The 19,428-nt window shown below is 71.3% G+C and carries 15 protein-coding genes and 1 pseudogene; 8 read left to right on the top strand and 8 right to left on the bottom strand.

What is annotated here, in order from left to right:
* Positions 1 to 105 precede the first annotated feature (105 nt).
* From AB0C26_RS38190 to AB0C26_RS38165, 6 genes are all read right to left on the bottom strand, one after another.
* Positions 106 to 3,744, bottom strand: coding sequence for a DUF4082 domain-containing protein (locus AB0C26_RS38190; RefSeq protein WP_360257853.1), 3,639 nt, complete (start codon positions 3,742 to 3,744; stop codon positions 106 to 108).
* A 100-nt stretch (positions 3,745 to 3,844) separates the two neighbouring features.
* Entirely contained in the window at positions 3,845 to 4,936 is a 1,092-nt protein-coding gene (locus AB0C26_RS38185; RefSeq protein ID WP_360257851.1) for a DegT/DnrJ/EryC1/StrS family aminotransferase, read from the bottom strand.
* Positions 4,937 to 4,946: 10 nt separating this feature from the next.
* Positions 4,947 to 5,576 (bottom strand): acetyltransferase, encoded by a 630-nt coding sequence (locus tag AB0C26_RS38180; RefSeq protein ID WP_360257849.1) that lies wholly within the window; start codon positions 5,574 to 5,576, stop codon positions 4,947 to 4,949.
* Entirely contained in the window at positions 5,573 to 6,688 is a 1,116-nt protein-coding gene (locus AB0C26_RS38175) for a DegT/DnrJ/EryC1/StrS family aminotransferase (protein WP_360257988.1), read from the bottom strand. Before AB0C26_RS38175 ends, AB0C26_RS38180 begins: the two co-directional genes overlap by 4 nt.
* Before the next feature lie 8 nt (positions 6,689 to 6,696).
* Complete coding sequence (locus tag AB0C26_RS38170) at positions 6,697 to 7,677, bottom strand: NAD-dependent epimerase/dehydratase family protein (RefSeq protein ID WP_360257847.1); 981 nt, start codon at positions 7,675 to 7,677, stop codon at positions 6,697 to 6,699.
* Entirely contained in the window at positions 7,674 to 8,732 is a 1,059-nt protein-coding gene (locus AB0C26_RS38165) for a Gfo/Idh/MocA family oxidoreductase (protein ID WP_360257986.1), read from the bottom strand. The genes AB0C26_RS38170 and AB0C26_RS38165 overlap by 4 nt, the downstream gene beginning before the upstream one ends.
* Before the next feature lie 230 nt (positions 8,733 to 8,962).
* Here AB0C26_RS38165 and AB0C26_RS38160 point away from each other — a divergent pair, with 230 nt between their 5' ends.
* From AB0C26_RS38160 to AB0C26_RS38135, 6 genes are all read left to right on the top strand, one after another.
* A complete protein-coding gene (locus tag AB0C26_RS38160) occupies positions 8,963 to 9,553 on the top strand; it encodes an acyltransferase (protein ID WP_360257845.1) in 591 nt (196 codons plus the stop codon).
* Positions 9,554 to 9,587: 34 nt separating this feature from the next.
* Entirely contained in the window at positions 9,588 to 11,387 is a 1,800-nt protein-coding gene (locus tag AB0C26_RS38155; protein WP_360257842.1) for an alkyl sulfatase dimerization domain-containing protein, read from the top strand.
* A 114-nt stretch (positions 11,388 to 11,501) separates the two neighbouring features.
* Positions 11,502 to 13,364, top strand: coding sequence for a glycoside hydrolase family 15 protein (locus tag AB0C26_RS38150; protein WP_360257840.1), 1,863 nt, complete (start codon positions 11,502 to 11,504; stop codon positions 13,362 to 13,364).
* A complete protein-coding gene (locus AB0C26_RS38145) occupies positions 13,361 to 14,134 on the top strand; it encodes a SigB/SigF/SigG family RNA polymerase sigma factor (protein ID WP_360257838.1) in 774 nt (257 codons plus the stop codon). Before AB0C26_RS38150 ends, AB0C26_RS38145 begins: the two co-directional genes overlap by 4 nt.
* A gap of 28 nt (positions 14,135 to 14,162) precedes the next feature.
* Positions 14,163 to 14,540 carry a YccF domain-containing protein gene (locus AB0C26_RS38140; RefSeq protein WP_360257836.1) on the top strand — a complete coding sequence of 126 codons (378 nt, stop codon included), beginning with the start codon at positions 14,163 to 14,165 and terminating at the stop codon, positions 14,538 to 14,540.
* 117 nt (positions 14,541 to 14,657) lie between these two features.
* Positions 14,658 to 16,976, top strand: a complete 2,319-nt coding sequence (locus AB0C26_RS38135) for an FdhF/YdeP family oxidoreductase (protein WP_360257834.1) — start codon at positions 14,658 to 14,660, stop codon at positions 16,974 to 16,976.
* Here the strand turns inward: AB0C26_RS38135 and AB0C26_RS38130 are convergent.
* Positions 16,960 to 17,256 (bottom strand): hypothetical protein, encoded by a 297-nt coding sequence (locus AB0C26_RS38130; RefSeq protein WP_360257832.1) that lies wholly within the window; start codon positions 17,254 to 17,256, stop codon positions 16,960 to 16,962. The genes AB0C26_RS38135 and AB0C26_RS38130 overlap by 17 nt on opposite strands.
* 1,138 nt (positions 17,257 to 18,394) lie before the next feature.
* Positions 18,395 to 18,856: a hypothetical protein gene (locus tag AB0C26_RS38125; protein WP_360257830.1), complete on the bottom strand. Its 462-nt coding sequence runs from the start codon at positions 18,854 to 18,856 to the stop codon at positions 18,395 to 18,397.
* Between the two features lie 84 nt (positions 18,857 to 18,940).
* Here AB0C26_RS38125 and AB0C26_RS38120 point away from each other — a divergent pair, with 84 nt between their 5' ends.
* Together AB0C26_RS38120 and AB0C26_RS38115 are read left to right on the top strand one after the other, a co-directional pair.
* Positions 18,941 to 19,222: a hypothetical protein gene (locus tag AB0C26_RS38120; RefSeq protein WP_360257828.1), complete on the top strand. Its 282-nt coding sequence runs from the start codon at positions 18,941 to 18,943 to the stop codon at positions 19,220 to 19,222.
* Positions 19,222 to 19,428 (top strand): annotated as a pseudogene (locus tag AB0C26_RS38115) (hypothetical protein); the annotation flags it as partial. The gene AB0C26_RS38120 and the pseudogene AB0C26_RS38115, both read left to right, overlap by 1 nt.

Genomic DNA, 19,428 nt, shown 5'->3' with positions numbered 1-19,428 from the left:
CCTCCGACGGCGCCAGGCCATCCGTACTTCGGGTCCAGTTTGGATCGGACAACTGACACCCGGCGCGTCTTTCTATCGCATGCTCATCGTCCGTTCATCGCGTGCTCAGCTGTTGGGAGTGAAGACCGGGTCGACCCAGAAGTTGTGGCTGGACCGGGTGCCGGGGAATCCGGAGCCGTACTTGAAGACACCGCCGGTGGCCGGCACGTGCAGCGGCGGGTTGTGGGTCGCCGCGGCCAGGCCGCCCGAGGTCACCGCGTAGTGGCCGGTCGTCGTCGAGTACGACACCGTGTACACGGCGCCGGGCGAGATCGCGTACGGCTGGGAGAACAGCATCGTCTGCCACCCGGTCGCCGTCTCGCTCACGAAGGTGCCGGTGATCAGCGGGTCGCCCGCGGCGTTCCACAGCGTACCGGTGTGGGTGCCGTTGTTGCCCGCGCCCCGGTAGTAGCGGATGCCGTTGACGACGCCCGCGACGTCGGTCGTGAACTGGACGCCGACCGAGATGGCGGCCGAGTCGTTCCAGCTCGCGTTGGCCGGCGTGGCCGTGCTGGGCCAGACCGTGACCGCGCCCGCGGGAACGGTCGGCTGCGGCGGCTGCGGCTCCTCAGGGGCGGCCACGAACATCGGGTCGACCCAGTAGTTCGTGTTGCCGTACGAGCTCGTCGGGAAGACGTCGGCGCCGTACGTGTAGAGGCCGTTGTTGCCGCCGACCCCGGTCAGCGGGCCGTTGACGCGCTGGCCGTTGAAGTAGCCGCTGGTGGCGGCGTAGTTGCCGCGCGGGGCGTAGTACGAGGCGACGTAGGTGGTGCCGGCGTCGACCTTGTACGGCTCGTCGAAGTACACGCTCTGCCAGCCGGTGGCCGAGTCGTTGACGAAGGTGGCCTGCCGCAGCCGGCTGCCGGCGGCCGACCAGAGGCTGCCGACGTGCGTGCCGCCGTTGCCGGTGCCCTTGTAGAACCGGATGCCGATGACCGTGCCGTCCACGGACGGGGTGAACTTCACGCCGAGCGTGGTGCCGCGGGAGTCCTTGACGGCGGCCGTGTCCGGCGTCTGGTCGGCCGGGAACAGGCTGTTCACGGTCGTCTGGGCCGGGTCGGTGGTGAACTTCCACACCTTGGGCTGGGCCATCGCGTTGCCGTTGGCGTCGGACGCGGCCACCCGGGCCGTGAACGTCTCCCCCGCGGTCAGCGCGGCCGCCGGGACGAACCGGGCGGTACGGGTCGGCCCGTCGTAGTCGATGGTGCCGGCCACGTTGGCGCCGGCGTCGTTGACGAGCGTGAAGGTGATGGCCGCGGCGTTCACCGGCTTGCTGAACGTGGCCGCGGGCTGCACCGAGACGGGCGTGTAGAGCGCGTCCGGCGTCGGCGTCACGGTCAGGACGGTCGGCGCGGTCAGGCTCGACGAGTCGAACAGCACGTCGACGTAGTAGTTGGTGGCCGCGTAGGACCGGACCGGGAACTCGCCCGGCTCGCCGTACACCCCGTTGCCGCCCGAGTCCTGGCTGCGCGGGCTGCTCAGCGGCGCCGCGTTCAGGCCACGGTAGGCGAAGGCCCACGAGTCGGCCGCGTAGTGCCCGTTCGGCGCGCTGTAGGAGGCCACGTACGTCGTGCCCGCGACCACCGGCACCGCCGGCGAGAGGGTGAGGGTCTGCCAGCCGGTGGCCGTCTCGTTCTCGAAGGTGCCGCTGGAGAGCAGGTCACCGCCCTCGGTCCAGAGGCTGCCGGTGTGGGTGCCGGTGTTGCCGGTGCCCTTGTAGAACCGGACCGCCTTGATGAAGCCGTCGGTCTGCGGGGTCACCTTGATGCCGAGCTCGGTGGCGCCGGTGTCGGTCGAGGCCGGGGTGCCGGGGACCTTGTTGCCGAACAGCGAGGTCGAGCCGGTCAGGGTGAGCGCCCGGGTGGTCGGGTTGCTGTTCAGGTTGGCGCTGTCGTCGGCCGCGCGCACCTTGAGGGTGGCCACGCCGTCGCCGGTCACGTTGCCCGTGTACGACCAGGCCGTGGTGCCGTTGGCCGGGTGCCAGGTGACGCCGTTGTCGAGGGAGACCTCGACCGCGGCGACCACGCCGCCGCCGGTGTCGGAGGCCGTGCCGGAGACCGTCACCTGGGAGCCGTTGGCCACTGTGGCGCCGCCGGCGGGCGAGGTGATGACGGCGGTCGGCGCCACCGTGTCGGTCGAGGCGCTGGCCGCGAGCAGGGTGCTCATCCGGGTGGCCGGCTGCACCTTCATGTCGGCGAACAGGTTGATGACCGCCTGCTGCATGTTCTTGTCGACCGGCTCGATGTCCCACTCGCTGTCGTGGTGGTCGTCGAGGCCCCAGGCGTACTGGATGGTGCCGGCGCCGAAGACCAGGGCGCCGCTGGCCGCCTTGTAAAGCGTCATGTGGTGCGTGGTGGTGCCGGCCGAGACGACCTGGCCGAAGTCGCGCAGGTACTCGGGGGTCGGGCCGGTGGTCTCGGACAGGCGGATCAGGCCGGCCGGGCGGAAGCCGTTGTCGATGTCCTCGTCCGACTCGTAACCGATGCTGTGCTTGGCCAGCTGCTTGGCGCCGGAGGTCTGCGCCGCCACCTCGGTGCCGCGCCAGAAGCGGTTCTTGCCCTTGGCCGCCGGCACCTGCATGGTGATGTCGTCGCTGTTGGCCATGAACATGGTGCCGGTCAGCGAGTTCTCCGGGACGCCGCCGTTGGACGGCGGGCTCCAGCGCGGGTCACGCCACGTGCCGGTCCACTCCGTCGACGGGTCGCTCTTGCGGTTGTCCCAGGTCTCCTTGTAACAGACCAGGGTCCGGTACGCCGTGTTCGAGCCGTCCTTGCTCGTCTCCCAGCGGGTCTTCCAGTAGACCTCGTTGCCGCTGAAGAAGGCCAGGTTGGTGCCGGAGTCGCGGGCCGCCTCGACGAACGTGCGCTGCGCGCCCGACCAGTACTCGTCGTGGCCGACGGAGAGGAACACCTTGTGGTTGGCGATGAGCGCGCCGCGACGGTCCGCGTCGACGTCGGTGGTGTACGTGACGTCGTACCCGTTGCGCTCGAGGAAGCGGATCATCGGGTACTCGTTGCTGAACAGGAAGTCGCGGCCGTCGAACGCGCCCCGGGTAGCGAAGGGGCGGTTGTAGCTGAGCTTGGTCGCGCGTCCCTGCGGGCCGCCGTAGAAGCTGGCCCCGCCGTACGTGTTGTAGGCCTGCCAGGTGGCGTCCGAGGTCTTGAAGAGGACGTCGGAGTGGCTGGCGTCGTTGCGCACCACGAAGGAGATGTGGCTGGAGCCGCCGTCGGTGCGGGTCAGCAGCGCGAAGTAGACGCCGGAGACCTGCCCGGCCGGCACCTGCCAGGTCGCCGAGGGAGCCCACGTGCCGCAGTCGTAGATCTGCGTGGTGTCGTCGTCGACGCAGGCGGTGTCCTGGTTCTGCGCCGGGTAGGTGGCGGGCAGCGTGGTGATGCGGCGGGCGCCGGCGCCGCCGTAGTAGCCGATCCGGAAGATCTCGATGGTGAACGCGTGCTCGGCCCGCACCTTGAAGGTGACGGTCTCACCGGCGTTGACGCTCATGTCGGTGGCGAAACCCTGGATGGAGTCGTCGCCGGCGCCGGTGATGTTCCATTCGCCGTCCGGCGTGCCGGTCAGCGCGTTCTCGCACACGACGTTGTTCGTCGAGCAGGCGGCCGAGACCGCCGACGGGCCCAACCCGATGAGTACCGCGGCCCCCAGCACCGTGGCGGTTGCGGCGGCGATAAGCGCCCTTGCTCTATCCATCGTGTCCTCGAATTCCTTTTCCGCTACTTGCCGCAGACCTTAGGGGCACGTCCTGACAGGACGTACTCCACCGGTCGGATGATCTCCAACGCCTGTCGGGTCATTCCTGCCGCAAGGCGGTGACCAGCGCCTCGGCCACCCGGTTCTGCTGCTCACCGGTGATCTGCGGATAGATCGGGAGGGAGAGGATTTCCGGGGCCACGGCCTCGGCATTCGGGAAGGATCCGCCCAGGCCGCCGAAAGCGCCCGTACGGTGCACGGGGATCGGGTAGTGGATGCCGGCGCCGATGCCGGCCTCGTTGAGGCGGGCGAGGACGGCGTCGCGCCGGCCGCCGGGGATACGCACGCAGTAGATGTGCCAGACGTGCTCGTTGCCCTCGAGCGTCTCCGGGAGCACGATGTCGAGGCCGGCCAGCAGCTCGTGGTAGCGGGCGGCGGCGGCGCGGCGGCGGTCGTTCCAGTCGGCCAGCCGGGCCAGCTTGGCCCGCAGCACGACCGCCTGGAGCCCGTCGAGGCGGCTGTTCACGCCGACCAGGTCGTGGTGGTACTTCTTCAGGCCGCCGTGACTGCCGAGCGTACGGACGGTGGTGGCCAGTTCCCCGGACGAGGTGACGACGGCGCCCGCGTCGCCGTACGCGCCGAGGTTCTTGCCCGGGTAGAAGCTGGTGGCGGCGATGCCGTCGACGCCGGCCGCGCGGCCGTGCCGGGTCGCGCCCTGCGACTGGGCGGCGTCCTCGACGATCGCGACACCGGCCGCGGCCAGCTTCTCGACCTCGGCCATCTGGCCGTAGAGGTGCACGGGCGCGATGGCCTTGGTGGCCGGGGTGACGGCCGCGAGGGCGGCGTCGGTGTCGATCAGGTACGTCCGGGGGTCGCAGTCCACGAGCACGACCTTCGCGCCGCAGCGGGCGACCGCCTCGGCCGTGGCGATGAACGTGTTGGCCGGCAGGATGACCTCGGCGCCGGGCCCGACCCCGACGGCCCGCAGCGCGAGCTCGAGGGCGTCGGTGCCGTTGGCCACGCCGACGCAGTGGGCCAGGCCGGAGAAGGCGGCGTACTCCTGCTCGAACGCGGCCACCTCGGGCCCGCCGACGAAGGCGGTCTCGGCGATGACGCGCTTGAAGCCGGCCTCGACCTCCTCGGCCACCTCCGCGTGGGCGGCGGCGAGGTCGACGAGCGGGATCCGGGACATGTGCTGGCTCCTAAGAAGTTGAGCGGATCAGGCGGGCCGGGTTGCCGGCCCAGACCTCGCCGGCGGGAACGTCGCGCAGCACGACCGAACCCATGCCGACCAGGGATCGGGCGCCGATGGTGACGCCCTCGCGGATCAGGGCGCCGCTGCCGACGTACGCCTGTTCGTCGAGCACCGCGCCGCCGCCCAGCCGGACGCCGGAGGCGATGGTGCAGTAGTCGCCGACCCGGTCGTCGTGGGTGAGCACGGCCTGGGGCATGACGGCCACGTGCGATCCGACGGCGACGTCGGCGGTCAGGACCGTGCCGGCCAGCAGCACCGTGCCGGGGCCGATCGTGCTGCCCGCGCCGACCGACGCGAACGGGTGCACGACGGTGGCGTATCGCTCGACGGGCAGGCCGAGCCGCTCGACGATGCCGCGCCGGGCCGTGAAGTTGCGGGGATTGCCCACGCAGACCACGACCGCGGCGTCCATGTCGGCCGCCCGGGAGACGGCGCCCAGGATCGGCAGGCCCGAGCGGGTCGTGCCGTGCAGGTCGGGGTTGTCGTCGAGGAAGCCCAGGACGTTGAAGTCGGCGCGGGCGGCCGACGCGGTCTCCCGCGCGAAGCCGCCCGCCCCGACGATGACCAGGTCTGTCACGGCCTGGCCAGCTCCCGCAGGACATCCACGATGTGGTTCTGGTCGTCCTCGGTGAGCTGGTGGTGCAGCGGCAGGATGAGCGAGTCGCGGGTGATGCGCTCGGTCACCGGCAGCGGCCCGGGCGTGACGTCGGCGTAGGCGGGCTCCAGGTGGGCCGCCATGATGCCACGCCGGGCCGAGACGCCCCGGCGGGCCAGCTCGGCCAGCACATCGTCGCGGTTCGTCCCGTATTCGCCGTTGATGAGCACCCAAAACGACTGGTAGTTCGTCTCGCCGTAAGCGGGGTCGCGAACCGGCACCAGACCGTCGATACCGGCCAGCAGCGAGTGGTACCGCGCCGCCTTCTCGCGACGGTCGGCCACCAGGGCCGCAAGACGGCCGAGCTGGACGAGACCGACGGCGGCCTGGATGTCGGTCATCCGGTAGTTGTAGGCGGTCTCCAGGTAGGCCTCGAGCACCGGCTGGCTGCTCTTGTGCCGGTCGGCCGCGGAGACGTTCATGCCGTGCTCGCGCAGCCGCTTCAGGCGCACGGCCCGGTCGGCGTCGTCGAGCGTCACCATGCCGCCCTCACCGGTGGTGATGAGCTTGCGCGGGTGGAACGACCAGGCGGCCAGCGTCGCGCCGGTGCCGGCCGGCCGGCCGTACGCCGTGGAGCCGGCCGCGCAGGCCGCGTCCTCGACCAGTTCGACGCCCCAGCCGGCGGCCGCCTTGCGCAGCCCCTCGGTGTCGAACGGGACGCCACCCTGGTGGACGGCGATGACCGCCCGGGTGCGCGGCGTCCGTACGGCGTCGATCGTCTCCGCCGTCAGGTTGCCCGTGGCCAGGTCGACGTCGGCGAAGACCGGGGTCGCGCCGACGTAGCGGACCGCGTTGGCCGTCGCGATGAACGACAGCGACGGGACGACGACCTCATCGCCCGGCTTGACGTCCAGCGCGACGAGAGCCAGATGCAGCGCGGTCGTGCAGGAGCTGACGGCGACGCCCTGCGACGCACCCACGACCGCCGCGAACTCCTGCTCGAAACGGGCCACACGCGGGCCCTGAGCCACCCAGCCGGAGCGGACGGCGTCGGCCGCGGCCTGCGCCTCCTCCTCACCCAGCTGGGGAATCATCACGGGGATCACTTCACTGTGCTTTCCCGCGAGGCCAGCCACCAGTCGACGAGGCCCTCGAGACCCTCGTGCAGCGACAACTGGGCGGTGAAGCCGAGCTTCTCGGTGGCGGCGCTGGTGTCGGCCAGGCGGCGGGTGACGCCGTTGACCGCGCGGGCCGGCCCGAACTCCGGCTGCAGGTCGCTCTTCATGACCTCGCTGAGCGCGGCGGCCAGATCGCGCAGGCTCGTCTCGGTCTGGCTGGCGATGTTGAAGACCTCGTCCGTGACGTCGGCCTCGGCGGCCAGGATGTTGGCCCGCGCGATGTCGGCCACGTGCACGAAGTCCATCGTGGCGAGGCCGTCGCCGAGGATCAGCGGCGGGTTGCCGGCGTCGATGCGCTCCATCCAGCGGATGAGCACCTCGGTGTAGAGGCCATGGATGTCCATCCGCGGGCCGTACACGTTGAAGTAACGCAGGGCGACGTAGTCGAGGCCCTTCATGGCGTGGAAGCTGCGCAGGGTGGCCTCGTTGAAGGCCTTCGCGGCGCCGTAGAAGGTGTCGTTGTTGTACGGGTGGTGGCGTTCCGTGGTCGGGAACTGCTCGGCCAGGCCGTAGACCGACGCCGACGACGAGGCGATCAGCTTCTTGACCCCGGCTTCGGCCGCCGCCTCGACCACGTTGAACGTGCCGTCGACGAGCACCTCGTTGGCCAGCCGCGGCTCCTCGGCGCACTGCGTGATGCGGATGGCGGCGAGGTGGAAGACCAGGTCCTTGCTGGCGGTCACCCGCTTGACGAGCTCGACGTCGCGGATGTCGCCCTCGATGAGCTCGACCGGGCCGTTCTCCAGCGCCCAGGCCAGGTTGTCGCGCCGGCCGCGGACGAAGTTGTCCAGCACCACGATCTCGGCGGCCCCGCCGCGAACCAGTTCGTCGACGACGTGCGAGCCGATGGTGCCCGCCCCGCCCGTGACGAGGGCGCGCGCGCCCTCGATCTGTACGCCCGTCACGCCATGTGCCCTTCATCGAGTTTGATCATCGTGCCGCCCTCGGCCAGGCTACGCGAGGCCGCCTGGAGGATTTCGAGGACGCGGAGCCCGGACCGGCCGTCGGTCAGCGCCGGCTCGCCGGTGGTGATGGCCCGCGCGTATTCGTCGACCATCGTGCGCAGCGCCTCCCGCTCGGTGAGCGCCGGGGCGACCATGTCGCCCGAGCGGTACGAGACGAGGATGTCACGCCGTTGCTCGTCGCCCAGTTCGTCGGGCGAGGCCACGTCGACGCCGCGGTCGTAGATGGCCACCCGCTGGCTCGGGTTGAGGTCGTCCCAGACCAGCGTCCGCTTCGACCCGCCGACTATGGTCGTGCGGATTTTGACCGGGGACAGCCAGTTGACGTGGATGTGGGCGATCGCGCCGTTGCTGAGCTCCAGCGTCAGATAGGCCACACATGCCCGGCCCGCGCCGATTCCGTCGGCTCCGTGCGCGGCGACCGCGACCGGCCGTACCGAATCGGGCAGAACGAAGTCGAGAATGGACAGGTCGTGCGGCGCCAGGTCCCACACCACGTCGATGTCGCGCTGGACCAGGCCGAGGTTGATCCGCACCGAGTCGAGGAAGTGCAGCTCCCCCAGCTCGCCCGAGCGCAGCAGTTCACGGATCCGCAGCACGGCCGGCGTGTAGCAGTAGGTGTGGTCGCACATCAGGGTCAGGCCGCGGCGGTCGGCCTCCTCGACCAGCTCACGGCCCTGTTCGTACGTGGCGGCCAGCGGCTTCTCCACGAGGACATGCTTGCCGGCGCGCAGTGCCGCCAGGGCGACCGGCAGGTGAGTGCCGGCGGGCGTGGCGATGGCGACGGCCTGAACCTCGGGGTCGGCCAGGACCTCGTCCAGGTCCGCGGTGACCTGGACGGTCGAGTAGCCGCCGAGAACACGGCGGGCCCTCTCGACGTCGAGGTCGCAGAGCCAGCGCAGCCGGAAGGCCGGCGTGGCCTGGAAGTTGCGGACCAGGTTGGGGCCCCAGTAGCCGGCCCCGACGACGGCGATTCCGATGGGAGTAGTCACGAACATCCTCATCCGGTGCACGGTGGACGGGTTCCGTGCCGGAAGCTATCGATCCCAGTGGGCCTGAAGGAAGGGGCCGGGCCGAATTCCGGCCGAGGCCCCCAGGGGCCGCCGGTACGTTCGGTTGAGGTCGTACGACTGACGGTCAAAGTGGACGACGACCATCGGTTGGATTGGGCCGCCGGGTCGATTTCGCGACACCTTTTCTGGTTTCCGGGCCGATAGTCTGCCCGGCTATGACTCACGTAGCCCCGACGGCCGACGTCGATACCCGTGCATCTCTCGGCGAAGGCACCCGAATCTGGCATCTCGCGCAGATCCGGGAAGATGCCGTGCTGGGCCGCAATTGCATCGTCGGCCGCGGCGCGTACGTGGGCCCGGGAGTCGTCCTCGGCGACAACGTCAAGCTCCAGAACCACGCGCTGGTCTACGAGCCGGCCCGGCTGGGCGACGGCGTCTTCATCGGCCCGGCCGCGGTCCTCACCAACGACGAGTACCCGCGCGCCGTCACGCCCGAGGGCCGCCTGAAGACCGGCGACGACTGGCACGCGGTGGGCGTGACGATCGGTGAGGGCGCGGCGATCGGCGCCCGGGCGGTGTGCGTGGCTCCGGTGACGGTGGGCCGCTGGGCGCTGGTGGCCGCGGGCGCGGTCGTCACCAAGGACGTGCCCGATTTCGCCCTCGTGGTCGGCGTGCCCGCCCGCCGCGTCGGCTGGGTCGGCCACGCCGGGCGCCCGCTCGTCGACAAGGGCGACGGCTCCTGGGTGTGCCCGGCGACCGAGGCCGTCTACGTGGAGGCCGGCGGGCGTCTCACTCCCGCCGAGTGATGCCCGGCCGGGGACGGCCGGACAGGCTGGCCCCATGACGGAGCTGCGATACGAGGACCGGACCGACTTCGACGACGCCGACCGCGGCCTGATCGGCGCGCTGGACCCGTGCGTGGTGACCGACGCCGAGGGCCGGGTGGTCTGGGACAACGACTCCTTCGCGTTTCTCGGCGCGGAGTGCCCGGACACCGCGAACCCCAGCCTGTGGAGACAGTCGCAGCTCTGCGCCAAGCACGGGCTGTACGAGGTCACCGACGGGATCTACCAGGTACGCGGTCTCGACCTGTCCAACATGACGCTGGTCGAGGGCGACACCGGTGTGATCGTCATCGACCCGCTGATCTCGGCCGAGACCGCCGCCGCCGGGCTGCGGCTGTACCGGGAGCACCGGGGCGACCGGCCGGTCACCGGCGTCGTCTACACCCACTCGCACGTCGACCACTTCGGCGGCGTGCGCGGCGTGGTCGACGGCGACGTCCCGATCCTGGCCCCGCAGGGGTTCCTCGAGGCGGCGGTGGCCGAGAACGTGTACGCCGGCACCGCGATGCTGCGCCGCGGGATGTACCACGCCGGGAGCCCGCTGCCCCGGGACCCGCGCGGGCTGATCGGCACCGGGCTCGGCCAGACCAGTTCGATCGGCTCCATCTCGCTGCTGGCGCCGACCGTGGACATCACCCACACCGGCCAGCAGGAGGTGGTCGACGGCGTCCGGATCGTGTTCCAGGTGACGCCGGGCACCGAGGCGCCGGCCGAGATGAACTTCTTCTTCCCCGACCGCGCGGCGCTCTGCATGGCCGAGAACGCGACACACAACCTGCACAACGTCCTGACCCTGCGCGGCGCCGTGGTGCGCGACGCCCGGGTCTGGTCCCGGTATCTCAACGAGGCGATCACGTTGTTCGGCGACCGCGCCGACGTGGCCTTCGCCTCGCATCACTGGCCGGCCTGGGGGCGCGACCGGATTGTCGCGTTCCTGTCCCAGCAGCGCGATCTGTACGCGTACCTGCACGACCAGACCCTGCGCCTGATGAACCAGGGCCTCACCGGGCCGGAGGTGGCCGAGACGATCGAACTGCCCCCGGCGCTGGAGAGCGCCTGGCACGCGCGCGGCTACTACGGTTCGGTCAGCCACAACGTCAAGGCCGTGTATCAGCGGTACCTGGGGTGGTTCGACGGCAACCCGGCCCATCTCTGGGAGCACCCGCCGGCCGAGTCGGCTCGCCGGTACGTCGACTGCATGGGCGGCGTGGCCGAGGTCGTCGCCAAGGCGCGCGCCTACGCCGGCGACGGCGACCTGCGCTTCGCGGCCGAGCTGCTCAACCACGCCGTCTTCGCCGAGCCCACGAACGCGGAGGCCAAGGCCCTGCTGGCCGACGTGTACGAGCGGCTCGGTTTCGGATCGGAGAGCGGCACCTGGCGCAACTTCTACCTGGTCGGGGCGACCGAGCTCCGCCGGGGCATCGTCATGGAGGGCTCGTCGGTGAGCGCGGCCGGAATGATCACCGCCCTCACCGTGGAGCAGCTCTTCGACTCGATCGCCATCCGCCTGAACGGCCCGCGGGCGTGGTCGTCGTCGCTGACCATCGACTGGCGGTTCACCGATCTCGGCGCCGCGTACCGGACGACGCTGTCGAACGGCGCGCTGATCCACTGGCCGGCGGAGCCCGCGGCCGGGGCCGACCTGCGGCTGACCCTGACCAAGGCGCAGCTGATCGGCATCCTGGCCGGCCAGGGCATCGAGGGGGTGGCGACCGAGGGCGACCCGAAGGTCCTGCAGGTGCTCGTGGAGCTGCTCGACGACCCCGACCCGGCCTTCGCGATCGTGACGCCGTAGCAGTCGCGCTCGAGGTGGATGAACCCCGCTTCACCCCTGGCGCATGAGGCGACGGGGCGGAGAACGACTCATGCTGCTCGTGACCTTGTACCGCTCGGCCACGCGGAGGCCGCCATGTCCGACCACCCGATTGCCGATCACGGACTGATCGGCGACCTCCAGACGGCGGCGCTGATCGCCGTCGACGGCACCCTCGACTGGTTCTGTGCGCCGCGCTTCGACTCGCCCAGCGTCTTCGGGGCGCTGCTCGACCCCGATCGCGGCGGCCGGTTCGCGATCCGGCCCGCCACCGACGACTACACCGCCAAACAGCTCTACCTGCCCGACACCGCCGTGCTCGTCACCCGCTTCATGACAGCCGGCGGCGTGGGCGAGGTCGTCGACTTCATGCCGATCGACGGCGACGAGAAGAGACACCGCCTGGTCCGGCTGGTCCGCTGTGTCCGCGGCGAGATGGCCTTCTCGATCGAGGTGTCGCCGCGCTTCGACTACGCCCGCGAGTCGTTCGAGACCCGGATGGCCGACGACGGCGTCCTCTTCGAGGGACCCCGCAGCGCGCTGACGGTCCGGCTGATCCGCGAGCCCACCGACCGGCGCACCGAGGCGCGGGTCGACGCCGAGGGCGACATCCACGCGGAGCTGCGGCTGAGCGCCGGCGAGGTGCGCGGCGCGCTGCTCGAGACCGGCGTCACCGGTCCCCTGGAGGCCGTCCGGGTGTCCGAGGCGCTGCGGCTGTTCGACCAGACCGTCGACTTCTGGGAGTCCTGGCTGGGCCGCTGCACCTACACCGGCCGCTGGCGCGAGATGGTCAACCGGTCGGCGATAACCCTCAAACTCATGACGTACGCCCCCACGGGCGCGCTGATCGCCGCGCCCACCGCGGCCCTGCCCGAGCAGATCGGCGGCGAACGGAACTGGGACTACCGCTACACGTGGGTCCGCGACGCGTCGTTCTCGGTGTATTCGCTGCTCTCGCTCGGCTTCAGCGACGAGGCGTGGGCGCTCGCCGCCTGGCTGCGCGACCGGGTCGACGAGCAGACCGAGAAGAACGGCGGCGGCCCGCTGCAGATCATGTACCGGGTCGACGGGTCGAGCGACCTGAGCGAGGAGATCCTGCCGCACTGGAGCGGCTATCGGGGCTCGGCCCCGGTGCGGATCGGCAACGGCGCGGCCGGTCAGCTTCAGCTCGACATCTACGGCGAGGCGATGGACAGCATCTACGTCGCCGGGCGCAACGGGCTGGCCCCCGGGCACCAGGGCTGGCTGGCCATCCGCGACCTGCTCGACTGGGTCGCGGCGAACTGGTCGCAGCCCGAGGAGGGCATCTGGGAGACCCGCGGCGGCCGGCAGGACTTCACCTACGGCCGGCTGATGTGCTGGGTCGCGCTCGACCGGGGCCTGCGGATGGCCGCCGAGCACGGCCGCCCGGCGCCGCTGGAGACGTGGCGGCGCGAGCGTGACGCCATCTACACCGAGGTGATGACGCGCGGCTGGAGCCCGGAACGGCAGGCGTTCCGGCAGCACTACGGCACCGAGGTGCTCGACTCGTCGCTGCTGCGCATGCCGACCGTCGGCTTCATCACGCCGGCCGATCCGCGCTGGGTCTCCACGCTCAAGGCCATGGAGAAGGAGCTGGTCACCGACAGCCTGGTCTACCGGTACGACCCGGCGGCCTCACCGGACGGCCTCCAGGGCTCCGAGGGCACGTTCTCGCTGTGCACCTTCGCGTACGTCTCCGCCCTGGCCGCCGCCGGCGAGCTCGACCGGGCCCGGCTCACCTTCGAGAAGATGCTGACGTACGCCAATCACCTCGGCCTGTTCTCCGAGGAGATCGGGCTCACCGGCGAACAGCTCGGCAACTTCCCGCAGGCGTTCACCCACCTGGCCCTGATCGACGCCGCGGTCACCCTCGACCGGGAGCTCGACCGGCACCCCCGGGCCGCGGCCCGCCGGCACACGGCGATGCCGGCCCGATGACCGCCGTCACCACCGCGCCACCGGCGTTCGGCCGGGACGCCCGCGACCTGGTGGCCGCGGTCGCCCGGCTGTCCTCCCGGCATCCGGCCTACCCGGCCCTGCGGGCGCGGGCGATCGAGGCGTGGCTGTCGCTGGCCCGGCACCTGGCCTACCGCTACATCGGCCGCGGCGAACCGGCCGAGGACCTGATCCAGGTGGCCGCGCTGGGCCTGGTCAAGGCGGTCGACCGGTACGACGGGTCGCGTGGCGTCGAATTCACCACGTTCGCCGTACCGACCATCGTGGGCGAGCTGAAGAGGCATTTCCGGGACCGTACGTGGTCGGTGCGGGTGCCGCGCCGCCTGCAGGAGCTGCGCTCGGCCCTCGCCGAGGCCGACAACGACCTCACCCACCGCCTCGGCCGCCGCCCGAGCGTGGCCGACCTGGCCGAGGACCTGCGGATCGGCGTCGAGGAGGTGATCGAGGGCATGGAGGGCGCCGGCGCGTACACGGCGGCCAGCCTCTCCGCACCGGCCGGCGCGGACGGCGAGTCCGACCTGGGTTCCACCCTCGGCGTCGAGGAGCGCGGGTACGCGATGGTCGACCTGCGCCTGGCCCTCGGCCCGGCCCTGGACACCCTCGACGAGCGGGAACAGCGCATCCTGGCCCGCGACTTCTACGGCAACCTGACCCAGCGCCAGATCGCCGAGCTCGAGGGCATCTCCCAGATGCACGTCTCCCGCCTGCGCACCCGGGCTCTCGGCAAGCTCCGCCGGTACCTCGAGCTCTGACCCGCTGGCGTCCGGCGGTCATGATGGAGTGGTGCGACTGATCCTGAACGTCCTCTGGTTCATCTTCGGCAGCGGTTTCGTGCTGGCCATCGCGTACGGGGTCGCGGCACTGATCTGCTTCGCGCTGATCGTCACTATCCCGTTCGGGGTGGCCGCGCTGCGGCTCGCCGTGTACTCGCTGTGGCCGTTCGGGCGGACGATCGTCAGCCGCCCGGACGCCGGCGTCGCCTCCGGCCTGGCCAACATCCTGTGGGTCGTGCTGGCCGGCTGGTGGCTGGCCCTGAGCCACATCGTCGCCGGCGTCGCCCAGTGCGTCACCATCATCGGCATCCCGTTCGGCGTCGCCAACTTCAAACTGGTGCCGGCCGCGTTCTGGCCGCTGGGCCGCGAGATCGTCGACCTGTGACGCTCGGCAGGTTTGAAAAGTGGCGTCCAGCCTGACCAGGGGCTTGATCAACTGCGTCGGCACCGATGTGACGGCGGCCCTATGCAGCGTTTCGGGGCCGCCAGTTGTCTAGTAGGTATGGACGAGTTGAGGGGCCAGGGCGCGCCCGGTTCGCAGGCGCCCGGCTGCGGCCCGGGCGGCGCCGGGGCGGTCGCCCAGCGCGACTACACGCACCCGTCGGCGGGCTGGGGTGCGGCGCGGTCGGTGGGCCAGGTGCTGGCGCGCAGCCGCGAGCCGGTCACCGGTGTGCGGGCGATGCTGAAGATGAACCAGGAGAACGGCGGCTTCGACTGCCCCGGCTGCGCGTGGCCCGACGACCCGAAAGGCCTGCATCTCGACCTGTGTGAGAACGGCATCAAGCACGTCACGTGGGAGATGACCGGCAAGCGTACCGACCGGGCCTTCTTCGCCCGTCACACCGTGACCGAGCTGTCGGGCTGGAGCGACTACGCTCTGGAGAACCAGGGCCGGCTCACCGAGCCGATGCGCTACGACGCGGCCACCGACAAGTACGTGCCGATCGGCTGGGACGAGGCGTTCGCCCTGGCCGGGCGCCATCTGCGGGCGCTCGGCAGCCCGGACGAGGCCGCCTTCTACACCTCGGGGCGGCTGGCCAACGAGGCCACCTTCCTCTACCAGCTGTGGGTGCGCGAGTTCGGCACGAACAACCTGCCCGACTGCTCGAACATGTGCCACGAGGCGAGCGGCCGGGCGCTGACCGCGTCGATCGGCACCGGCAAGGGCACCGTCGACATCACCGACTGGGAAAAAGCCGACCTGATCTGGGTCATGGGCGTCAACGCGGCGTCGAACGCGCCCCGCATGCTGACGGCGCTGTCCGACGCGTACAAGCGAGGCGCCACGATCGTCCACGTCAACCCGCTGGTCGAGGCCGCCTCGCGGCGCACCATCGTGCCGCACGAGTTCCTGGCCATGGGCACCTTCCACGCGACACCGACCGGCAGCATGGACGTGCAGCCGCGGATCGGCGGCGACCTGGCGCTGGTGCGCGGCGTGGCCAAGGTGGTGTTCGAGCGCGACGCCCTCGACCACGAGTTCCTGGCCCGCCACACGACCGGGCTGGCGACCTACAAGGCGCGCTGCGCGGGCACCTCGTGGGCGGAGATCGTCGAGGCGTCCGGGGTCGACGAGGCGACCATCCGCAGGCTCGCCGACTCCTACATCGCGGCCAACCGCACCATCATCTCGTGGTGCCTCGGCGTCACCCAGCAGGACCACGGTGTCGACACGGTTCGTGAGATCGTCAACCTGTTGCTGCTGCGCGGCAACATCGGGCGCGAGGGCGCCGGCCCGTGCCCGATCCGCGGCCACAGCAACGTGCAGGGCAACCGGACCTGCGGCATCGACCACCGGCCCTCCCCCGCCTTCCTCGACAGGCTGGCCGAGGTCTGCGAGATCGATCCGCCGCGTGCGCATGGGCTCGACACCGTCGCCACGCTGCGGGCCATGAACGAGGGCCGGGTGAAGGTCTTCGTCGGCATGGGCGGCAACTTCGCGATGGCGGCGCCGGACACGGCGTACACCATCGCCGGTCTCCGCAAGTGCGCCCTGACCGTGCACGTCAGCACCAAGCTCAACCGCAGCCATCTGGTCCACGGCGCGGACGCGCTCATCCTGCCCTGCCTGGGCCGCACGGAGCGTGACGTGCAGGCGTCGGGCGAGCAGGTGATCACCGTCGAGGACTCGATGAGCATGGTCCACGCGTCCCGGGGCCATCGCCGGCCGGCGTCGCCGGACCTGCTCTCCGAGCCGGCCATCATCGCCGGCCTGGCCCAGGCCTCACTGCCCGGCAGCCGTACGCCGTGGAAGCAGTACGTGGCGGACTACGACCGCATCCGGGACACCATGGCCCGGGTGCTCGACGGCTTCGAGGGCGTGAACCACCGGGCGCGGCAGCCGCACGGCTTCCGCCTCCGGCAGCCGGCCCGCGAGCGCGTGTGGCTCACCCCGACCGGCCGGGCCGCGTTCTCCGACAGCGACGTGCCGGCCCTCGACCCCGGCGACGGCTGCCTGATGCTGGGAACGATGCGCTCGCACGACCAGTGGAACACCACCGTCTACTCGGACAACGACCGCTACCGCGGCCTGAGCAACCTGCGGACCGCCGTCTTCCTCAACCGCGACGACATGCGGCGGCTCGGCCTGTCCGAGTTCGATCGGGTGGACGTCACGTCGTACGCCAAGGACGGCACGACCCGCAGCGTCTACGGCTACCGCGCGGTCGCCTACGACATCCCGCCCGGCAACGCCGCCGGCTACATGCCGGAGATGAACGTGCTGTGCGCGGCCGGCGACTACAGCCCGCAGAGCGGCCAGCCGCTGATGAAGCACCTGCGCGTGAAGGTGCGCAAGGCGGAGGTCACATCGAGCGAATGAGGGCGACGGCCCAGCTCATCCGGCGGGCCGCGGCCTCCGGGTGCTCCCCCGACTCCTCGGCCAGCCGGGCCGCGCAGCCGCGGATCCCGAGCGCCCGGAGCGTGACCGTGATGGCGGCCCGCGCCTGCTCCGCCGAGGGCTGGTCGGAGGGCTGAAGCCGCGACGCGAACAGCGCCTCGGCCCGGGCGGTGTCGAACGTGGTCCGCACGGCGGGCCTCCGTACGGCGAAACGGATGCGCTGGGGTGTCGCCTCGCTCTTGCTGCGGGTCATGGTCGACATGTCAGTTACCCTCGTCCTTCCGCGCGCGGATGTCATCGAGGCCAGCGCCCACCCCCGCCTACCAGCCAGCAGGAACCCCACCTAGATCGAACGGCACCACGCACAGCCCGGCCCGCGTCATGGCCGGCCGCCGCCCCTGCCCACGGTCGCCGCGTTCTCCCCCCGCGCAAACGATTCGGCCGACAACGAGATGGTGGTCAGCGGAGGGCAGGCCTGAGCGACCATCGCACGCAGCGGAACCACTTCCGGCGGGCGCCACAATCCGGCCGTGGCGGCGGAGGGTGTTTCCCTGCACGAGATCGGCCGAGCCCCGCCTTCCGACGCCCTGACCGGCCGTTTCGAGGTGCCGGACGGAGATGCCACTCTCATCGAGGCCGGCCGCTCAAGGACGCACGCCGGTCCGTCCGGCCCGGAACTCGGCCGGGGCGACGCGCCGGATCTGTCGGCCCGGAACTCGGCCAGGGCGACGCGCCGGATCCGTCGGTCTGGAACTCGGCCAGGGCGACGCGCCAGATCCGTCGGCCGGCACTCGAGGGTGTGCGAGGCGCCGATTGAAGCGGCCTACGCGCGGCACGAGCTCCGCTCTCCCATCAGCCGTTGGGCGCTCGTCCTTTCGGTCGGCGACGCCGCTGCCCTCCCGAGTACTCCAGCCATCCTCGGCGCGAGGACAGCAGGTGCGGCATCCCGGGCAGGCGGCTACGTCGTCCTCGGCGGGTGGAGCGGCCCAGAGGGTGCCCGGGTGGGCGCACCCAGCGCGGGCCGCGCCGGCCCTGATCGCCACACCGGCCGACGGCGCGCCGGCCAAGAGCGCACCGATCGAGAGCACGCCGGCCAAGAGCGCGCCGGCCAAGAGCATCGCGATGACCAACGGCGCACCGGCCGGGAGCGTCGCGATAGCCGGCGGCCTCGCGTTAACCGTCGGCCTCGCGATAACCGAGAGCGTCGCGATAACCGACGGGCGTCGCGATAACCGACGGGCGTCGCGATAACCGACGGGCGTCGCGATAACCGACGGGCGTCGCGATAACCGACGGGCGTCGCGATGGCCGACGGGCGTCGCGATAACCGACGGGCGTCGCGATGGCCGACGGCCTCGCGATGGCCGAGAGTGTCGCGATGACCGTCGGGATGGGGGCCGCTACGGGGAACTCAGCTGCTCTGTCAGCCGGTCCAGACCGTTTCTGATTAGGCGGCCGTAGTCGGTGTCGCCGAGGGCGCCGATTTCCTCTCGGGCCCGCGCGAGGTGTTCGCGGGCTCGGGTGAAGTCGCCGAGGCGGCGGTGGCAGTCGGCCAGGCTCAGGTGCAGGGACGGGTGGAGGGCGGCCACCGACAGCGGCACCCCGGCCTCGGCCACCCGGTCGTCGGTGAGCCGGGCCGCCGCCGCCAAGGCCCGCTCGTCCCAGAGCAGTTCCTGGTGGACGTCGTCCTGCACGTCGGCCGCCGAATGCGCCAGCACGCACACGTGCAGCGGGTCGCCCTGTTCGCCGCCGATCTCGGTCCAGAGGCGTGCGAACATCTCGCGGGCGGCGTCCCTGTCGCCGCGCGCGTGGTGTGTCGCGACCGCCTCGCCGATGCGGTCGAGGGTGGGATCGGTCGTCACCCGTACCAGTGTGAACGCGCCGTCAAAAGCATCCCGGGCCGCGTTAGAAGAGCGTCAAAGCCGTGATGCCGTACGAGATCAACGATGTTGACTCGGAATGTGAACGGTGAGGTGGGTCCCGGTGAACCGATGGTGTGGGCGACGTCGACGGGAGCGGTCCTCGCCGGTTTGGCGATCCTGTCGTGGGAGTCCCACGACGTCCCCGGTATGGCCGGCGCGGAGATGCTGGTGCCGTCCCGCGGGCACGCCCCTCTGACCACGCTCGGTGTCGGCGCTCTGGTGCTCGCCCTGCAACTGTTTCTGCTGCACCGCTACCGCCGACCGCGACGGCGGCCCTGGCGGTGCTGGTCTGCGCGGCGCTGCTGATGACCGGGCACCAGGCCCTGCGGATGCGCTCCCCGAGGCACGAATCACTCGACTCGCTGCTGCTGCGCGGCCAGGCCGCCGCGGTCAGCTACGAGCCGGAGCCGGGCGGAGAAGTGGGGGGCGGGCGGGCGCGCGCGGTCCGCCCCGGCGCCGGGCCTCCCGCCCAGCGGGGCGGGGGAGGAATAACCCCCGCCGGGCGACACAAA

It is taken from the genome of Actinoplanes sp. NPDC048796, from assembly GCF_040650035.1.
In the GTDB taxonomy this organism is placed as follows: Bacteria; Actinomycetota; Actinomycetes; order Mycobacteriales; family Micromonosporaceae; genus Actinoplanes.
The sequence above is the reverse complement of the archived record's forward strand: the minus strand, read 5'-3'. Positions and strand labels throughout refer to the sequence as shown.

What these genes read in the sequence shown, in the direction of transcription:
- AB0C26_RS38175 (WP_360257988.1), bottom strand. Translation starts at nt 6,688, where the DNA reads ATGATTCCCCAGCTGGGTGAGGAGGAGGCGCAGGCCGCGGCCGACGCC.
- AB0C26_RS38135 (WP_360257834.1), top strand. Translation starts at nt 14,658, where the DNA reads ATGGACGAGTTGAGGGGCCAGGGCGCGCCCGGTTCGCAGGCGCCCGGC.
- AB0C26_RS38120 (WP_360257828.1), top strand. Translation starts at nt 18,941, where the DNA reads ATGTTGACTCGGAATGTGAACGGTGAGGTGGGTCCCGGTGAACCGATG.
- AB0C26_RS38165 (WP_360257986.1), bottom strand. Translation starts at nt 8,732, where the DNA reads ATGTTCGTGACTACTCCCATCGGAATCGCCGTCGTCGGGGCCGGCTAC.
- AB0C26_RS38150 (WP_360257840.1), top strand. Translation starts at nt 11,502, where the DNA reads ATGTCCGACCACCCGATTGCCGATCACGGACTGATCGGCGACCTCCAG.
- AB0C26_RS38130 (WP_360257832.1), bottom strand. Translation starts at nt 17,256, where the DNA reads ATGTCGACCATGACCCGCAGCAAGAGCGAGGCGACACCCCAGCGCATC.
- AB0C26_RS38185 (WP_360257851.1), bottom strand. Translation starts at nt 4,936, where the DNA reads ATGTCCCGGATCCCGCTCGTCGACCTCGCCGCCGCCCACGCGGAGGTG.
- AB0C26_RS38190 (WP_360257853.1), bottom strand. Translation starts at nt 3,744, where the DNA reads ATGGATAGAGCAAGGGCGCTTATCGCCGCCGCAACCGCCACGGTGCTG.
- AB0C26_RS38145 (WP_360257838.1), top strand. Translation starts at nt 13,361, where the DNA reads ATGACCGCCGTCACCACCGCGCCACCGGCGTTCGGCCGGGACGCCCGC.
- AB0C26_RS38160 (WP_360257845.1), top strand. Translation starts at nt 8,963, where the DNA reads ATGACTCACGTAGCCCCGACGGCCGACGTCGATACCCGTGCATCTCTC.
- AB0C26_RS38155 (WP_360257842.1), top strand. Translation starts at nt 9,588, where the DNA reads ATGACGGAGCTGCGATACGAGGACCGGACCGACTTCGACGACGCCGAC.